This is a genomic window from Actinophytocola xanthii, assembly GCF_001921205.1.
GTDB lineage: Bacteria > Actinomycetota > Actinomycetes > Mycobacteriales > Pseudonocardiaceae > Actinophytocola > Actinophytocola xanthii.
Genome location: NZ_MSIE01000132.1, coordinates 1 through 14,408, shown reverse-complemented (window position 1 = coordinate 14,408; position 14,408 = coordinate 1). Strand labels below are relative to the sequence as shown.

At 72.3% G+C, this 14,408-nt stretch carries 15 protein-coding genes and 1 pseudogene; 9 read left to right on the top strand and 7 right to left on the bottom strand.

All coding sequences use genetic code 11. The features are described 5' to 3' along the window. Positions 1-52 precede the first annotated feature (52 nt). Complete coding sequence (locus BU204_RS36880; RefSeq protein ID WP_075130431.1) at positions 53-559, bottom strand: methylated-DNA--[protein]-cysteine S-methyltransferase; 507 nt, start codon at positions 557-559, stop codon at positions 53-55. Positions 560-661: 102 nt separating this feature from the next. Between BU204_RS36880 and BU204_RS36875 the strand changes: the two genes are divergently transcribed. Beyond that, positions 662-1,462 carry an isocitrate lyase/PEP mutase family protein gene (locus BU204_RS36875; RefSeq protein WP_075130430.1) on the top strand — a complete coding sequence of 267 codons (801 nt, stop codon included), beginning with the start codon at positions 662-664 and terminating at the stop codon, positions 1,460-1,462. A 120-nt stretch (positions 1,463-1,582) separates the two neighbouring features. Next, positions 1,583-2,089 (top strand): hypothetical protein, encoded by a 507-nt coding sequence (locus BU204_RS36870; RefSeq protein ID WP_075130429.1) that lies wholly within the window; start codon positions 1,583-1,585, stop codon positions 2,087-2,089. 8 nt (positions 2,090-2,097) lie between these two features. Here the strand turns inward: BU204_RS36870 and BU204_RS36865 are convergent, their stop codons facing one another. The 3 genes from BU204_RS36865 to BU204_RS36855 are packed head-to-tail and all read right to left on the bottom strand — an operon-like array spanning position 2,098 to position 3,995. Further along, positions 2,098-2,901, bottom strand: coding sequence for a hypothetical protein (locus tag BU204_RS36865; protein ID WP_143230023.1), 804 nt, complete (start codon positions 2,899-2,901; stop codon positions 2,098-2,100). An 11-nt stretch (positions 2,902-2,912) separates the two neighbouring features. Continuing rightward, positions 2,913-3,233, bottom strand: coding sequence for a hypothetical protein (locus BU204_RS36860; RefSeq protein WP_075130427.1), 321 nt, complete (start codon positions 3,231-3,233; stop codon positions 2,913-2,915). 30 nt (positions 3,234-3,263) lie between these two features. Further along, positions 3,264-3,995, bottom strand: coding sequence for a hypothetical protein (locus tag BU204_RS36855; protein WP_075130426.1), 732 nt, complete (start codon positions 3,993-3,995; stop codon positions 3,264-3,266). 151 nt (positions 3,996-4,146) lie between these two features. On the opposite strand from BU204_RS36855, the gene BU204_RS41010 reads away from it, so the two are divergent. Next, positions 4,147-4,815, top strand: coding sequence for a hypothetical protein (locus BU204_RS41010; RefSeq protein ID WP_075130425.1), 669 nt, complete (start codon positions 4,147-4,149; stop codon positions 4,813-4,815). 71 nt (positions 4,816-4,886) lie between these two features. Here BU204_RS41010 and BU204_RS36845 read toward each other — a convergent pair whose 3' ends face one another. Continuing rightward, on the bottom strand, positions 4,887-5,438 hold the full coding sequence (locus BU204_RS36845) for a DUF6328 family protein (protein ID WP_075130424.1): 552 nt from the start codon (positions 5,436-5,438) through the stop codon (positions 4,887-4,889). 132 nt (positions 5,439-5,570) lie between these two features. Here BU204_RS36845 and BU204_RS36840 point away from each other — a divergent pair, with 132 nt between their 5' ends. From BU204_RS36840 to phoU, 6 genes are all read left to right on the top strand, one after another. Next, positions 5,571-6,152, top strand: a complete 582-nt coding sequence (locus BU204_RS36840) for a TetR/AcrR family transcriptional regulator (protein ID WP_075130423.1) — start codon at positions 5,571-5,573, stop codon at positions 6,150-6,152. Positions 6,153-6,216: 64 nt separating this feature from the next. Further along, complete coding sequence (gene dusB / locus BU204_RS36835; protein WP_075130422.1) at positions 6,217-7,350, top strand: tRNA dihydrouridine synthase DusB; 1,134 nt, start codon at positions 6,217-6,219, stop codon at positions 7,348-7,350. Positions 7,351-7,448: 98 nt separating this feature from the next. Further along, on the top strand, positions 7,449-7,916 hold the full coding sequence (locus tag BU204_RS36830) for a hypothetical protein (RefSeq protein ID WP_075130421.1): 468 nt from the start codon (positions 7,449-7,451) through the stop codon (positions 7,914-7,916). 174 nt (positions 7,917-8,090) lie between these two features. After that, a complete protein-coding gene (locus BU204_RS36825) occupies positions 8,091-9,071 on the top strand; it encodes a GGDEF domain-containing protein (protein WP_332888618.1) in 981 nt (326 codons plus the stop codon). A gap of 259 nt (positions 9,072-9,330) precedes the next feature. Beyond that, on the top strand, positions 9,331-12,582 hold the full coding sequence (locus tag BU204_RS36820) for an LCP family protein (protein ID WP_075130419.1): 3,252 nt from the start codon (positions 9,331-9,333) through the stop codon (positions 12,580-12,582). A gap of 72 nt (positions 12,583-12,654) precedes the next feature. Beyond that, entirely contained in the window at positions 12,655-13,320 is a 666-nt protein-coding gene (gene phoU / locus BU204_RS36815; RefSeq protein WP_075130418.1) for a phosphate signaling complex protein PhoU, read from the top strand. 22 nt (positions 13,321-13,342) lie between these two features. Here the strand turns inward: phoU and BU204_RS36810 are convergent, their stop codons facing one another. Both BU204_RS36810 and BU204_RS36805 read right to left on the bottom strand, forming a co-directional pair. Next, entirely contained in the window at positions 13,343-14,131 is a 789-nt protein-coding gene (locus BU204_RS36810) for an ESX secretion-associated protein EspG (protein WP_075130417.1), read from the bottom strand. Next, positions 14,131-14,408, bottom strand: a pseudogene (locus BU204_RS36805) (hypothetical protein); the annotation flags it as partial. The pseudogene BU204_RS36805 and the gene BU204_RS36810, both read right to left, overlap by 1 nt.

Below are 14,408 nucleotides of genomic sequence, written 5' to 3'. Positions count from 1 at the left end.
CACCCGACACGCCGACCAAGATCAGTTCAGGAACAGGCTCTGAGGGCCCCGCTCAGAGCAGGGTGAGCGCGCCCCGGTCTCGTCGGGTGCGTTCGAGTTCGAGCAGGAAGCGCTTGCGCGGCAGCCCCCAGGCGTAGCCGGTGAGCGCTCCGGCCGCACCGATCACCCGGTGGCACGGGACGATGATGCTGATCGGGTTGTGGCCGTTGGCATGCCCGACGGCGCGGGCCGCGGTGGGACGGCCGAGCCGTTGGGCCAGCTCGCCGTAGGTCGTCGTCTCCCCGTAGGGCACGTCCCGCAGTGCCGCCCAGACCTGCTGCCGGAACGGCGTGCCGCGGGGCGCGAGCGGCACGGTGAACTCGGTCAGCGTTCCGGCGAAGTAGGCGTCCAGCTCCTCGACGACCTGGGCGAAGGGGGCGTCGTCGCGCTCGGCGCCGGCCACCTCGCCTGCCGGGAAGTGCTGGTCGGTCAGGTACAGGCCGGTCAGCCCGGCCTCGGTGCCGACCAGTGTGACCGGGCCAACGGGGCTGTCGATGACCGTGTACATGTCGCCTCTCATGATGCCAACGGTGCCGGTCCCGCGAGCGGGCGGCTGGCGGGAATCGGCCGTGGCCGTCGGTGGGTATGGGTTTCTGTCGGTCGGGACTGGTGGAGTGTGCCCATGATTGACACGTTCCGTTCCCTGCACAGCGGCTCCATCCTCGTTCTGCCCAACGCGTGGGACGCCGCCAGCGCCCGGCTGGTCGAACAGGCCGGCGCGCCGGCGATCGCGACGACCTCGGCCGGCGTGGCGTGGAGCCTGGGCGTCCCCGACGGTGACCACCTGGCCCGGGAGCAGGCCATCGCCCTGGTGGCGCGGGTCGTCGCCGCGGTCGCCGTGCCCGTGACGGCGGACATCGAGAGCGGCTTCGGCGCGACACCGGGCGAGGTGGGCGACACGGTGCGTGCGGTCGCCGACGCCGGTGCCGCCGGGGTGAACATCGAGGACGCTCTGCACGACCAGCCCGGGCTGCGCCCGGTCGAGGACCAGGTGGCCCGGATGGCCGCCGCGCGGGCGGCCGCGCCGCTGTTCATCAACGCTCGCATCGACACCTATCTGCTAGGGATCGGGCCGGAAGAGACTCGGATGGCGGAGACTCTCGCCCGGGCGCGGGCCTACCTCGACGCCGGCGCGGACGGGATCTTCGTTCCCGGGGTCGTGGATCGTGACCTTATCGCCGAGCTGGTCGCGAAGATCGACGCGCCGCTGAACGTGTTGGCGATGCCCGGTGCGCCGGCCGTCCCTGAGCTGGCCGAACTCGGTGTCGCGCGGGCGAGCGTGGGGGCCCGCGTCGCCCTCGCGGCCTACGACACCGCGGTCCGGTGCGCGAGGGAGCTGTTCTCGTCGGGCACCTACGAGTCGCTCGCCGCCTCGTTGACGCACGGCGACCTGAACGCGGCACTGGCCGGCAACCGGGCTTGACCAGGGAAGATCCACTAAAAGAGACCGGTCGGTCGGTATTGACATACCGACGGGTTGGTTCTTGAATGATGTGCGGGCGCCCCAGAGTTCGTAGTTCAGCCGAACGATTGGGGATGGGACATGAACACCGCTGCACTGTCATCGATCCAGCACAGGCCGGCTCCGCTCTGGCTGCGCGACCTCGCGCACGGCCGGGCCGCCTACGAGGAGCTGCTCGGGTGGCCGGTGTCGGTGCGGGTCTCCGAGCGGGTGCTGTGCGTCGCCGTCGGCAACGCGCTGTCCGCGGTGTCGATGCCAGCGCCGCTGGGTGCCTTGGTACGCAAGGAACTCGGCGTGGCACTCCAGTGTGGACCCGTGTTTTCTGATCCGGACGGTGCCAGGTGGAGCTTCCTGACACGTCCGCCCGAGGAGTTACGGCCGGGAGTCGCCGGGGAGTTGGCCAGGTTCGACGTGGCCGTCGCCGGGCGGGGTGCGCACCTCGTCGTGCCCACCTCGCCCAGCGGAGGGTCCGTTGTCCGCACCTGGCGGTGGCTGGAGCCGCCGGCGCCGGGCCGGTCTCTCCCGCCCGCCTACCCGGTGATCGCCGTCGTCCGCCGGCTGGCCGAGCGACCGGACATGGCCGCCTAACTCCTCAGCTAGGCCTTGCTCATCTCCCAGGGCGCGTTCTGACCGCCGTTCTCCCGGTGGCTGGAGTTGGAGATGTCGGTCGTCAGCTGGGGCCAGTGGCCCTGGGGGAAGCCCTCGTCGGTGTGCACCCGCTGGTTGAGGTCCTTGGTCGCGGGCAGCAGGGAGCTGGCGACGAACGCCTCCAGCACGCCGAGTGCCGCCGCGATGATGCCCCAGACCTTCGCCGCCGAGACGCCGGCCGCCGCCGCGGCCGGCGGGGCGCCGACACCGGTCGCCGCCGCGCCGGCTTCGGCGGTGAGCTCGACGACGAACGAGACGATCGCCGAGACCACGGCCAGCCAGGCGACCCCGATCGCGACGGCCAGCTTGGTCAGTACGTCGTCGACCTCGTCGCAGGCGGCCTTGATCGCGCCCAGGGCGCGCTGCTGCTGGGGCAGCACGTTCTTGTAGGCGGTCGCGGCGCCGCCGGTCCACTCGTCGTCGGTGCGCATGGCACCGAGGGTGAACACGTCCTGCCAGGTGCTGGCCTTCGCGCCGACGTCGTTGGTCCAGCTGTCGCCGTGCGACCACAGCGTCCACGGCACGCCGGGCTGGGTGACGAACTTCCCGATCTCGGTCAGGACCTTTCCGATGAAATCGCCCACCGTCCGCAACGCGTCCCGGATCCGGTCCAGCACGAACCCGGGCAGCCAGTCCAGCACGCTGTTGATGTTGTCCACCAACCGCTGGTACTGGCGTGGGATCTCCTCCATCGCCTCACGCACGCGCCGCAGGACGTCCTCGAACTCCGCCTGGCTCAGTACCTCACCCATGTCCGCACCCCTCACCAGATGTTGTTCATACGGTGGACGCCTGCTTCCTCTTCCTCCTGGTACGTCTGCGCCGAGGCGCGCAGCGCGGCGGCCACGGCGGTCGACATCGTCCGGCCCTCGTCGAGCAGCCGGACCAGCTTGTCCTGGAACTGCTGGTAGATCGCCGTGACCCCGAGCTTGTCGGCCACATAGGAGAAGTGCAGTGCCTCCAGGTCGAGGCCGCCCGCCGTCCCCTTCGCGGCGTCGAGGTCAGCGGCGCACTGCTCCCATGTGTCCGCGTCGGCGCGTAACGCGCCGAGGGCGACCTCGTACTGGTCCTGGGTCGGTGCCATCGAAATCCTCCGGTCGTTACTGTCGAATGCTCACAGCCGGGTGCCGAACAGCGCGGCCACGAACTCCCGCGGGTTGTCGGTCAGCGCCCGCAACTCCTCGATCGCGCTGTCGGAGCGTCGCCGCGGCGCGGCCTCGGCGACGGCGGCGCGAGCCGCCTCGAACGCGCTGCGCAGCTCGCTCGCGATCTCGAGGTGGTTCGCCGTGCCGATCCAGCGTGTGTCGGTCTCGATCTGGACCTCGACCACCCGCGGACCGTCCATCCCGACCGTGACATGGCCGCCGTCACTGCTGCCGCGCACCAGCCTGCGCCGGTAGTCCTCGGCCGCCGCGGCGGTCTTCGCCTCGGCCTCGGCCTCGCGGCCCGCCCGGTGCAGCAGGGTGAGCAGCCGGTCCACCAGGTCGGCCGGCGGGTCGATATGGACCGGGCCAGCCGGGACCGGCGGTGGGGCCACCGAGGTCGACCCGGTCGTCTCCTGTGCCTCGGCCACCGCCTCCGCCCAGGCGGACAGGCGCGCCACCCCGGCCGCGTCCACGGCCTCGAGCACGGCGGCGCCGAGCACGCGGGCGTCGACGCTGTCGTACCAGTCCCGGTCCAGGCGGGCGTCGACCACGGCGCCTGCCTCGTCCACGACGACGTGCACCGTGCCCGACCGGTCCTGGCCCGCGTGCTCGGCCGGCGCGGGTCCGGCGAGGACCCGGCTCATCCGTTCCGCCTCGCCCGCCAGCTGGTGCAGGGCCTCGAACCCGGCTCCCATGACCATTCCGGTCTCCCTCCACTGTCGACAGTGCGCTTCGACGGAGGGGTCGAGCGGAACGTTCCGCCCCGTTCCGATCCTTCACCTGAGCAAACAGGGAACCGAGCCGCCGGTCGGGACATCTACTCTCAGCTCATCCATCCAGAACGGGGGAGACATGCCCGAGATCGAGTACCAGTTCGGCACCGGCGAAGGTGACCCGAACGTGCACGCGTCCGCGGCCGACGTGGACGTCGACGGCGACGGCACGCTCGACGCCGTGGCCCTGGACTTCGACGGCGACGGCCGCGTCGACGACGTCATGTGGGACTCGGACGGCGACGGGGTCGCTGACACCGCGGTCCTGGACCTGGACGACGACGGGGTCGCGGAGGCCGAGTATTCCGATCCGACCGGCATGGGCACGTGGAACGCGGAGGGGCGGGGCACCGACGCCGCCGCGACCGAGTCGGCACCGCAGCCCTCCCCGGCGCCGGCGCCGAGTCCGGCCGACACCTCGGAGTCGCCCCTCCCGGAGCAGGGTGACGATCGCGGCGACGGCAGCTACGAACCGCGCCCCGAGGAGACCGGCGGCGGCGAGGACGGCGGCGGCGGGGAGACCTCCGGGCTGCCGGGGCTCGACGGCGGGGACACCGGCGGGGAGGCCGACCAGGGCGAGTCGAGCACGACGCCCGCCTCGGACACCCCGGTCGAGGACGGGTCCGACACGGAGTACGAGCCGCGACCGGACGAAGGAGACGACCTCACCGACGACGGCGGGGACAGCCACGGGCTCTACGAGGACACCGGCACCGTCGAGGACTGGCTCGACGAGGACCTCAACTAGAACGACCTCAACTGACACGAGCGGTGCCGCCGACCGGAGCGACCGGCCGGCGGCACCGCACTGACAGGGGATCAGGCGGGCTCGCTGTTGGTGCGCACGGCGTTGTAACCACTCGTCGCCGCCTTCCGGCGCTCGTCCTCCGCGTCGTCCCTGTTGACCTGCGCGCGGCGCATCAGCGGCATCACGAACCACAGGACGCTGAACAGGATCGCGGCGAACATCGTGATCGCCACGGCCACCCAGTTGCCCAGTACCGCGTCGGTGAGCAGCAGCACGGTCGCGACCATCGCGACGGCGAGACAGGCCATTCCCATGACCGCGAGGCGGTTGGCGACCGCGACGATCACCGGTCGCTGGCCCTGTCGGAACAGCAGGCGGTGCCAGGCGGCCGGGGCGCTCAACAGCGCGACAGCCGCGGTCGCGAACACCACGGCGATCAGGTGGATGACGTGTTGGAAGTCGGTGGCCCGCAGATAGGGCTCGGTGAAGGCGACGGCGAGCAGGAAACCGAACAGGAACTGGACACCAGCCTGGGCGACGCGGAGCTCCTGCAGCAACTCGTTGAGGTTGTGCCTTAACCGTTCGTGCTCGGGGTCGTCGTGGTCGGAGTGGGGATCGGCCATGCCGGGCGGATACCTCCCGTTCACTTTGTGGAAACCTCGCTTTTCGGCAGCAGCCGCCCGAAGCGGAGCAAAGGGAGTTTTCCACTCGCGGACGCATTACGAGACGGCCATACCGTGTCGTAAGGTCGGGCGGTGTCGAAGGAGACCGCACGAGGCCGGCCACGCATCCCGGAGCTGGACGAGCGGATCCTCGGCGCGACCCGGGAGCTGCTGGCCCAGCACGGATACTTCGGGTTGAGCATGGAAGCCGTGGCGCGGCGCGCGAGGGTCGGCAAGCAGACGCTCTACCGACGGTGGCCCCGTCGGCCGCTGCTGGTCTACCAGGCCCACTTCGGCGGCGCGGAGCGCGCCACCTCGGAGCTGCCCGACACCGGCTCGCTGGCCGGCGACCTCGCCGGGGCCACCTCGTACATGGACCACGTCTTCCGCCTACCCGGCACCGTGACCCTGGTCAGCGGCATGGTGGCGGACTGTCTCGTCGAGCCTGAGCTGATGGCCCAGCTGCGGGACAAGATGATGACGCCCGACCTCGAGGTGGCCGAGGTCCTGTTCGCCAGGGCGGTGCGGCGCGGCGAGTTACCGGGCGGCACCGACCTCCGCGCGCTGGCCGAGATCATGGCGGGGTCGATGTTCGCCCACCACATCCTCTACGGGCAGGTGCGGGCCGGCTTCGCCGACGTCCTCGCCAGCACGCTCGCGCGCCTGGCGAGCTGACCCCACCGCCGCCCCGGCCGGACCTGAGGAGCCGGCCCGGCTCCCGACCACTCACAATGGGGACGTGCCAGCACTCACCACGACGTTGCGGATCGGGCCCTACCCGGTGGACCCGCCGGTCGTGCTCGCGCCGATGGCGGGGATCACCAACGTGGCCTTCCGCCGGTTGTGCCGCGAGTACGGGGCCGGGCTGTACGTCTGCGAGATGATCACCGCTCGGGCCGTCGTCGAACGTGACCCGAAGACGCGGCACATGATGGCCTTCGACCCGACCGAGTCCCCGCGGTCGGTGCAGCTCTACGGGGTCGACCCGGCCACGATGAGCGAGGCCGTAAAGATCATCATTGGCGAGGGCCTCGCCGACCACATCGACACCAACTGGGGCTGTCCGGTGGCCAAGGTGTGCCGTCGGGGCGGTGGGGCGGCGCTGCCCTACAAGCGCAGGCTGTTCGCCAACATCATCGCCGCGACGGTGGCCGCCGCGCAGCCGCACGGGGTGCCGGTGACCGCGAAGTTCCGGATCGGCATCGACGACGAGCACCACACCTACCTGGACGCGGGACGGATCGCCGAGGCGGAGGGCGCCGCCGCGGTCGCACTGCACGCCCGCACCGCCGCGCAGCGTTACTCCGGACAGGCGGACTGGACGCACATCGCCGCGCTGAAGCAGGCCGTACGGACCATTCCGGTGCTGGGCAACGGCGACATCTTCACGGCGGCGGACGCCATCGCGATGATGGAGAAGACCGGCTGCGACGGTGTGGTCGTCGGCCGGGGCTGCCTCGGCCGTCCCTGGCTGTTCGGGGAGCTGCAGGCCGCCTTCCGTGGGGAGCCGCTCCCGCCCGGGCCGAACCTCGGTGAGGTCGCACGGGTCCTGCGCCGGCACGCGGAGCTGCTCGTCGAGCACGACGGGCCGGAGAAGGGCATCCGCGACCTGCGCAAGCACATGGCCTGGTACTTCATGGGCTTCCCGGTCGGCTCCCAGCTGCGCCGGGAGCTGGCGATGGTCTCGACGCCGGCCCAGCTGGACGACCTGCTGGAGCGCCTGGACCCGACCGTGCCGTTCCCGGCGACGGCCGAGGGCCCGAGGGGCCGGCAGGGCTCGCCGGGGAAGGTTACGCTGCCCTACGGCTGGCTGGACGACCCGGACGACCCGAGCGTCCCCTTCGCCGCCGACCTCATGCACTCCGGCGGCTGAGCATCCCGGGCACCTCGCGCGACCCGGCCCCGCCGCGGCCGGCAGTGCCCAGGGCGGACGTGCCCTAGCCTGTGAACGAACCACGACCGGGGAGAACCATGGCCCGAACCGCCGTCCTGGCGGCCGCACTCGCCGCCGTCCTGTTCCTCGTGGGGTGCAGCTCGCTGGTCGCGGGGCAGCCGGCGCCGGTCAGCGGCGGCTCCCCGGACGCGGACCGGGACCTGGTCGAGGCGTACTACACGGAGCTGAACGCCGCGGCCGACGAGGGCACCGCGAGCCAGGGCCGCTTCCTGCGGGTCACCCAGCACCCGGACTACCGCGACCGGCTCTGCGAGCTCGGCGGCCTGACCCTGCACGTCCGGCCGGCCATGTCCACGTTCCGGTCCGACCCGGAGTGGGTGCCACCGGAGGACACCCGGCGTCCCCGCGGCTCGGTATACGTCCTCGGCGTCTCGATCAGCATCCGCCAGCAGGGCGCCCTTCTGGGTGAGCAGATCGGTTCACAGCGCGTGGTCGTGCTCGACGGGCGGGCCTACGGCTTCTCGCCCTGCCCCGCGGGCGGGTGACCAGCGACGGCCCGTCACGGTTCGACGACCTGACGCGCACCGCTGGCGCAGCCCCCATCGCTGGGTTGGAGCAGCGCCCGTTCCACCGGTAGAGGGAAAACTGAATCAAGCCGCCGCAAGCCTCAAGGCCGCTCCCGCCAGGGTCGAAGAGACCTAGGTAGGGAGGTGAGCGCGGTGGCCGTTCTGGACCAGGGGTTGGCCCAGCCAGGACCTGCGCGCCGCGACCCACCGGCCAGCGAGCCCACCGTCCCCATGCAGCATCCCACCCGGCGTCTCGACACGCTGGCCGTACCGGTCAGCCCTCCGGTCGTCGACTCCGTCCCGGACTCCCCGACCGCCGCCTCCGTCGTGCCACCGGCGCCCGTCCACAACGGGCCGCCGGCCCCGGCCGCCGTCCAGCTCGGCACCCGGGGCGACGCCGAGGACGTCAGCCTCGTCGAACTGCACGAGTCGATAGCCGAGCTGCTCGCCTCACGCAACCAGTGGCGCCAGGCCTACGAACACCTGCGGCACGCCCTGCGGCTCGCCACCGTCGAGCGGGCCCCACGGGTGCCAGAGCAGTTCCGGCTCGAGGTCGCCCGGCTGCGTCGCGAGCACGCCGAGGCCCGGGAGCAGAGCATCCGCGACGCGCTGACCGCGAGCTACAACCGCCGCTACCTCGACCAGCGCCTCCTCGAGCAGGGCGAGCCGGACGGGGACGGGCTGGCCGTCGCCCTGGTCGACCTGGACTGGTTCAAGCGGGTCAACGACACCTTCGGCCACCTCGTCGGTGACCGCGTGCTCCGACAGGTCGTGGAGCTGCTCCAGGTGGCGTTGCCCGAGCGCGGCTTCTGCGCGCGCTACGGGGGCGAGGAGTTCGTGCTCATGCTCCCCGGCGTGGACGCCTCCACCGCGATCACCGTCGCCGAGGCGGCCCGGGCCCGGGTCGAGCAGTTCCCGTGGTCGACGATCGTGGGCGGCCTCCGGGTGACGGTCAGCATCGGCGTCGCCCACCAGTCCGCGGACACCGGTCAACTGCTCACCCGGCCCGACCAGCAGCTGCGGCACGCCGACGGGCTGCTGTACACCGCCAAGCAGTCTGGCCGGAACGCGGTCGCCTACCGGGTGGGCAACGAGGTCCGCCTCTCCGGCGCACCGAATCGCCGACCGCGCTGACGGGAGGGGTGAACGGTCCTACACCGTTCAGGTCACAGTTTATATTAGGCCGTTCGGCGTAGCGTGTTGCGCCCAACTGCGCCTGGAAAGTGGCCAAAATGAGATCCCCGGTCGTCACCGGAGCTATCCGGCCGTACTATCTCGGCTCGGAAGACCCCAAGGAGCCGCAACACACTTGCCGTCAACAACGTCTTGATTAAGAAAGCGGCACGAGAACGTGTGCCGCAGCGCGAGCCGGCGCGAGGAGAAAGGAGATCGGGTGCCCGACGACGACCACCTGGGTGGCACCCGCTCCGGTGATCCGCAGGGGTACGGCCGCAGGCACCGGCGCGCGGAGGAGCCCGACGAGCAGCCCCGCCGCCGACGCCGTTCGATGGAGGACAACAGCGGCGGCCTCAGCGTGGCCGACCTGGTCCAGCGCCACACCGGTTCCCGCTCGGGCATCACGCCCGTATCGCATTCGCCGAGCGAGGGCGGACGGCGCGCGATGCCGTCGGACGAGCAGGCGGTCCCGCGCCGGTCCCGGAGCGCCGACCCGCACAGCGGACCCGTGAGCCGCCACTCCGACGAGCTCCGCCCCCAGGGCGACGAACGGGCGAACGGCGACCAGTTCGGCCGGCCCCACCCGGGCGAGGCCCCCGGCGGTCCGCGTCCGGGCGCCCGCCGCGCCCCCGGACAGTCCAGTGCGCCACGCGCCGACGCCCGGCCCGCTCCCCAACCGCCCTCCGGCCGGCGCGCCGCTCGGCCGCCGTCCGGCCCCGTGCCGGGCGCGGAGTACGACCTCCCCCGCGACTACCCGGTCGAGAGCCGGGGCCGGCACCCGTCCGGGCCTCTGCCCGATCCCGGGCGCCCGCCCCGGCAGCCGGACTCGGACTTCGACTTCCCCGAGGGTGGGGTCCCGGACCGTGCTCCCCGGCCCGGACGGCGCGCCGCGCGATCGGACAGACCCGGGCGGCAGCCCGCCGTCCCCCCGGCAGACCTCCCCGGGCACGCCTCCGGCCCCCGTCGGCAGCCGGCCGTTCCCGCGGAGTCCCCCGGCCACGCGTCCGCGTCCTTCCGCAAGCCCGCCGAGCGGCCCGGCCACCCCTCCGCGCCCGTCCGCCCGCCCGCGGCACCGCCAGCCGACCTGCCCGGCCATGCCTCGGCACAGTTCCGCCAGCCAGCGCCCCCACCGGCAGACCTCCCCGGGCACGCCTCCGCGCAGTTCCGCCAGCCAGCGCCTCCACCAGCCGACCTGCCTGGCCACGCCTCCGCCCAGTTCCGGCAGCCGGGGGCGGCCGTCGCGCCGCCCGGCGTCGACCGGCCCGGGCGACAGCCCGCCGTCCCGCCGACGGACTTTCCCGGCGCGGCACCCGTCCCACCGCCCGACCGGCCGAGCCGGCCGCTGGCGGGGTCTCCCGTTCCGCCGGCACCGCGCCCCCTACCGGGCCGCCAGCAGCCAGGGCCGGTCGGCCGCCGTCCGTCGGTCGACGACCGCCCGTCCGGCCCGCCGCCGCTCCACCCGGGTGAGGACCGGCCTCCGTTCCACCCGGCCGGCCCGGACGGCGACCTGCCGCCGGGCGGTCGTGAGCCCGCGATCCGCCGCGCTCTGAGCGGCGAGGAGGACCTCCCCTCCGGTGCACCCGGCCAGCGCTCGGTGCCGGCGCGCCCGCTGCCGGCACCCGGACCGGCCGAACCCCGCGCCGTCCCGCCCCGCGTGCCGGAGGAGGACGCCATCTCGATGACCACCGAGATGGAGGCCATCGGCGAGGAGGTGCAGAAGCGGCGCTCGATCGACCACACGCTCGCCCGCTTCTCCGCGGTGCACGACGAGCTCAAGGCCGAGGAACGCGAGAAGAAGTCCAAGCGCCGCAAGCTGCTGCCCTGGCAGCACGACGACGAGATGGAAGAGCTTGACCGGCTCGACGAGAGCGTCGGCATGCAGACCCTCTCGGCGCCGCGGAAGGACGCCGAGCCGGAGCCCGAGCCGGCCGACGAGCGGACCGGCCTGAGCCGGCTGCGGCGGAAGAAGAACAAGCGCCAGAACCGCTCCACGATGGCCGGCCGCGCGTTCGCCGTGGTCGCCGCGGTTCTCGTGTTCGTCGGTAGCGGTGTCGCCTGGGGCTTCAAGAGCTGGATCGAGTCCAACTCCCAGCAGGTCGACGCGCTCGACCCGAACTCGTCCGCCATCCAGGACGCGGCGGCACAGCGTGGCGACGAGAACTTCCTGCTGGTCGGCTCGGACACCCGGGCCGGCGCGGCAGCCGAAGAGGGAGTCGGCGACGAGACCGAGGTCGTCGGCGCCCGCTCGGACACCGTCATGATCGCGCACATTCCCAAGAACCGGGAACGGGTCGTTGTGGTGTCGTTCCCGCGCGACCTCGAGGTCACTCGGCCGGAGTGCGAGGTCTGGGACGCCAAGACCGGCAAGTACACCGGTGACATCGAGCCGGCCGCGGAGCTGGTGAAGATCAACACCGCGTACCAGGTCGGCGGGCCCAAGTGCGTGACGAAGATGGTGCAGGAGCTCTCCGGGCTCGCCATCAACCACTTCGTCGGCGTGGACTTCCACGGCTTCAAGGACATGGTCGACGCCGTCGAAGGCGTGGAGATCTGCGTCGAGCGGCCGCTGGAGGACGAGGTGCTGGGCACCGTCGTCCCGCAGGCCGGCAAGGCCGTGACGATCAGCGGAGACCAGGCGCTGAACTTCGTGCGTGCCAGGAAGGTCGCGGGCGATCCCACCTCGGACTACGGGCGGATCAAGCGCCAGCAGCGCTTCCTGTCCTCGCTGCTGCGCAAGGCGATGTCCACCGAGGTCCTGCTGGACCCGGGCAAGCTCACCGGCTTCGTCGACGCGTTCAGCAAGTCCACCTTCGGCGACAACATCGGCGTCGACCAGATGTTCATGCTCGGGCAGTCGATGCAGGGCATCGAGGCCGGTCGGGTCACCTTCGTCACCGTGCCGACGGTCGGGGAGGCCAACGAGCGCGGCAACGAGGAGCTCCGGGTCGAGGACACGAAGTCGTTGTTCCAGGCCATCCGCAACGACACCCCGCTGCCCGGCGAGGCACCGGCCAAGAAGCCCGATGACGCCTCCCAGGAGGGCCAGGGCACCACGACCCAACTCGCCTCGGGCCTGCGCCAGGAGCAGGGTCCGGTCGACCCCAAGACCGTGAAGATCCAGGTCTTCAACGCCGGCAACAACCAGGACGGCATCGCCGGGGCGACCGCGGACGAGCTGGCCGAGCTGGGCTTCCAGGTCGTGTGGGTGGACGCCTCGCTGGAGAAGGTCGACCAGACCGTCGTCAGGTACTCCAAGGCCAGGCAGGCGCAGGCACAGACGCTCGCGGCGGCGGTGCCGGGCGCGAAGTTGGTCGAGGACCCCGCCGCCGGCGGTGCGGTGCAGCTCTTCATCGGCCCGGACTACGACGGTGAGGTCGTCTCGCCGACCGGCGGCGGCACCGAGGAGCCACAGCCGGAACTGCCCGAAGATCTGTCCACTGTGAACGCGGGAGACGTCTCCTGCGCCTGATTTGGCCGCAGGTTCACGTCCGGTTCACCGAGTGGTGCGCCACCGGGGTCGGCTCGCCCGTAGGCTGTCGGCATGCGTGAGGCCTACCGTGTCGAACTCGATGAGCTGGCTGTTGAGCTGGCGGGCATGTGCTCGATGGTCGCGACCGCGATGGAGTCGGCGACCAGGGCGTTACTCGATGCGGACCTCGGTCTCGCCGAACAGGTCATCGGCGACGACGTGAAGGTCGACGACGCCCGCTCGGCCTGCGAGGAGCACGCCTACGCGTTGCTGGCCCTGCAGGCGCCCGTGGCGACCGACCTGCGTACGGTGCTCGCCGCGATCCACGCGGCGGAGAGCCTGGAGCGCATGGGTGACCTCGCCCTGCACGTCGCCAAGGCGGCCCGCCGCCGTCACCCCCAGCCGGTGCTGCCCGAGCAGGTCGCTCCGCTGTTCCGGGAGATGGGTCGGGTCGCCGTCGAGCTCGCGCGCAAGGCCGAGCAGGTGATCCTGACCAAGGACGTCGACCAGGCCCACGCCCTGGAGGACGCCGACGACGAGATCGACGACCTGCACCGGCACCTGTTCACCGTGATCATGGACAAGGACTGGTCGAACGGGGTCGCCGCCGCCGTGGACGTGACCCTGCTCGGTCGGTTCTACGAGCGCTTCGCCGACCACGCCGTCTCGGTCGCCAAGCGGGTCGTGTTCGTCGTCACCGGCCGCATGCCCGGCGCGTCCCACGACGAGGTCGTGTAGCGCCCGGGCTGTAGCGCCCGGGCTACGGCCGCCGGGGGGCCACCGACTCGATCATCTCGCCGAGCGCGTGGACCAGCCGTGATGTGTCGGCCGGAGAAAAGGTGCTGCTGATCGTGCCGTCCTCGCCGGCCGGCCGCGACAGCGACAGGTAGCGACCTGCGTCGGTGTCGATCCAGGTCAGACCGCCGCCCGAGACCTCCCGCCCGTTGCGGTCGCGGCCGGAGACGGCGAAGAACCCGGTTCCGGTGCGCGGGCGCTTGAGGTAGCCGGCCGCCATCCGCAGGCGCTGGTCCGCACCGGCGCGCGGGTGCACCGGGACGAACACGTCCTCGTTCCGCTCCGCGCCGTCGAGCCGGGCGCCGACGGGTACCGGGGCCGGCCGGGAGACCGTCACCGACTGGCCCGGACCGGCGGTCATCTTGGGCAGCAGGCCGACGAGGCTGACCGCCAGCGCGGTCGGGCGGATCAGCTCGAGCCGCAGGCTGGAGCCGGTGAGCCGGGCCAGGACACCGGTCTCGCCGGCGGCGGAGGCCCGGGCGTAGATCTCCTCGCGCTCCTTCACCGTGCCCAGCACGGCAACCGAGATGACCGGGTCCGACAGCGTGCGCAGCGCGCGTTCCAGGTCAGGGACCACCTCTCCCGCCCGGATGAGCCCGCGGCGGTCGAGGTCGGCGAACACCTCACGGGCGATCCGCAGCCGGTCCACCTGCAGCCGGCCGACCGATGGGATCTCGAACGGGAAGAGCCGGATGTTCGTGCCGAGCAGTTGGGCGAGCACGTCCGCCTCGGTGAGCGACAGCGTGAAGGCCATCACTCACCGATCACGGGTGGCGCGGTCATCTGGTCGGTGCCGAACACGGCGTCCGGGTCGGCCTCCACCAGGAACGACGGCCGCTGGTGCTCGTCGTCGTCCTCGCCGTTGCCGCGGGCGCCAGGGACGCCGCCCATCATGCCGGCCCCGCCACGGCCGCCACCCCCTGCCGCCAGCCCGCCGCCGCGCACGGCCGCGTTCTCGGCGGCGAGCGCACCCGCCCCGGCACCGGGGCCCATGCCGCCCATGCCGCCGCCACCGAAGCCGCCGCGGCCGG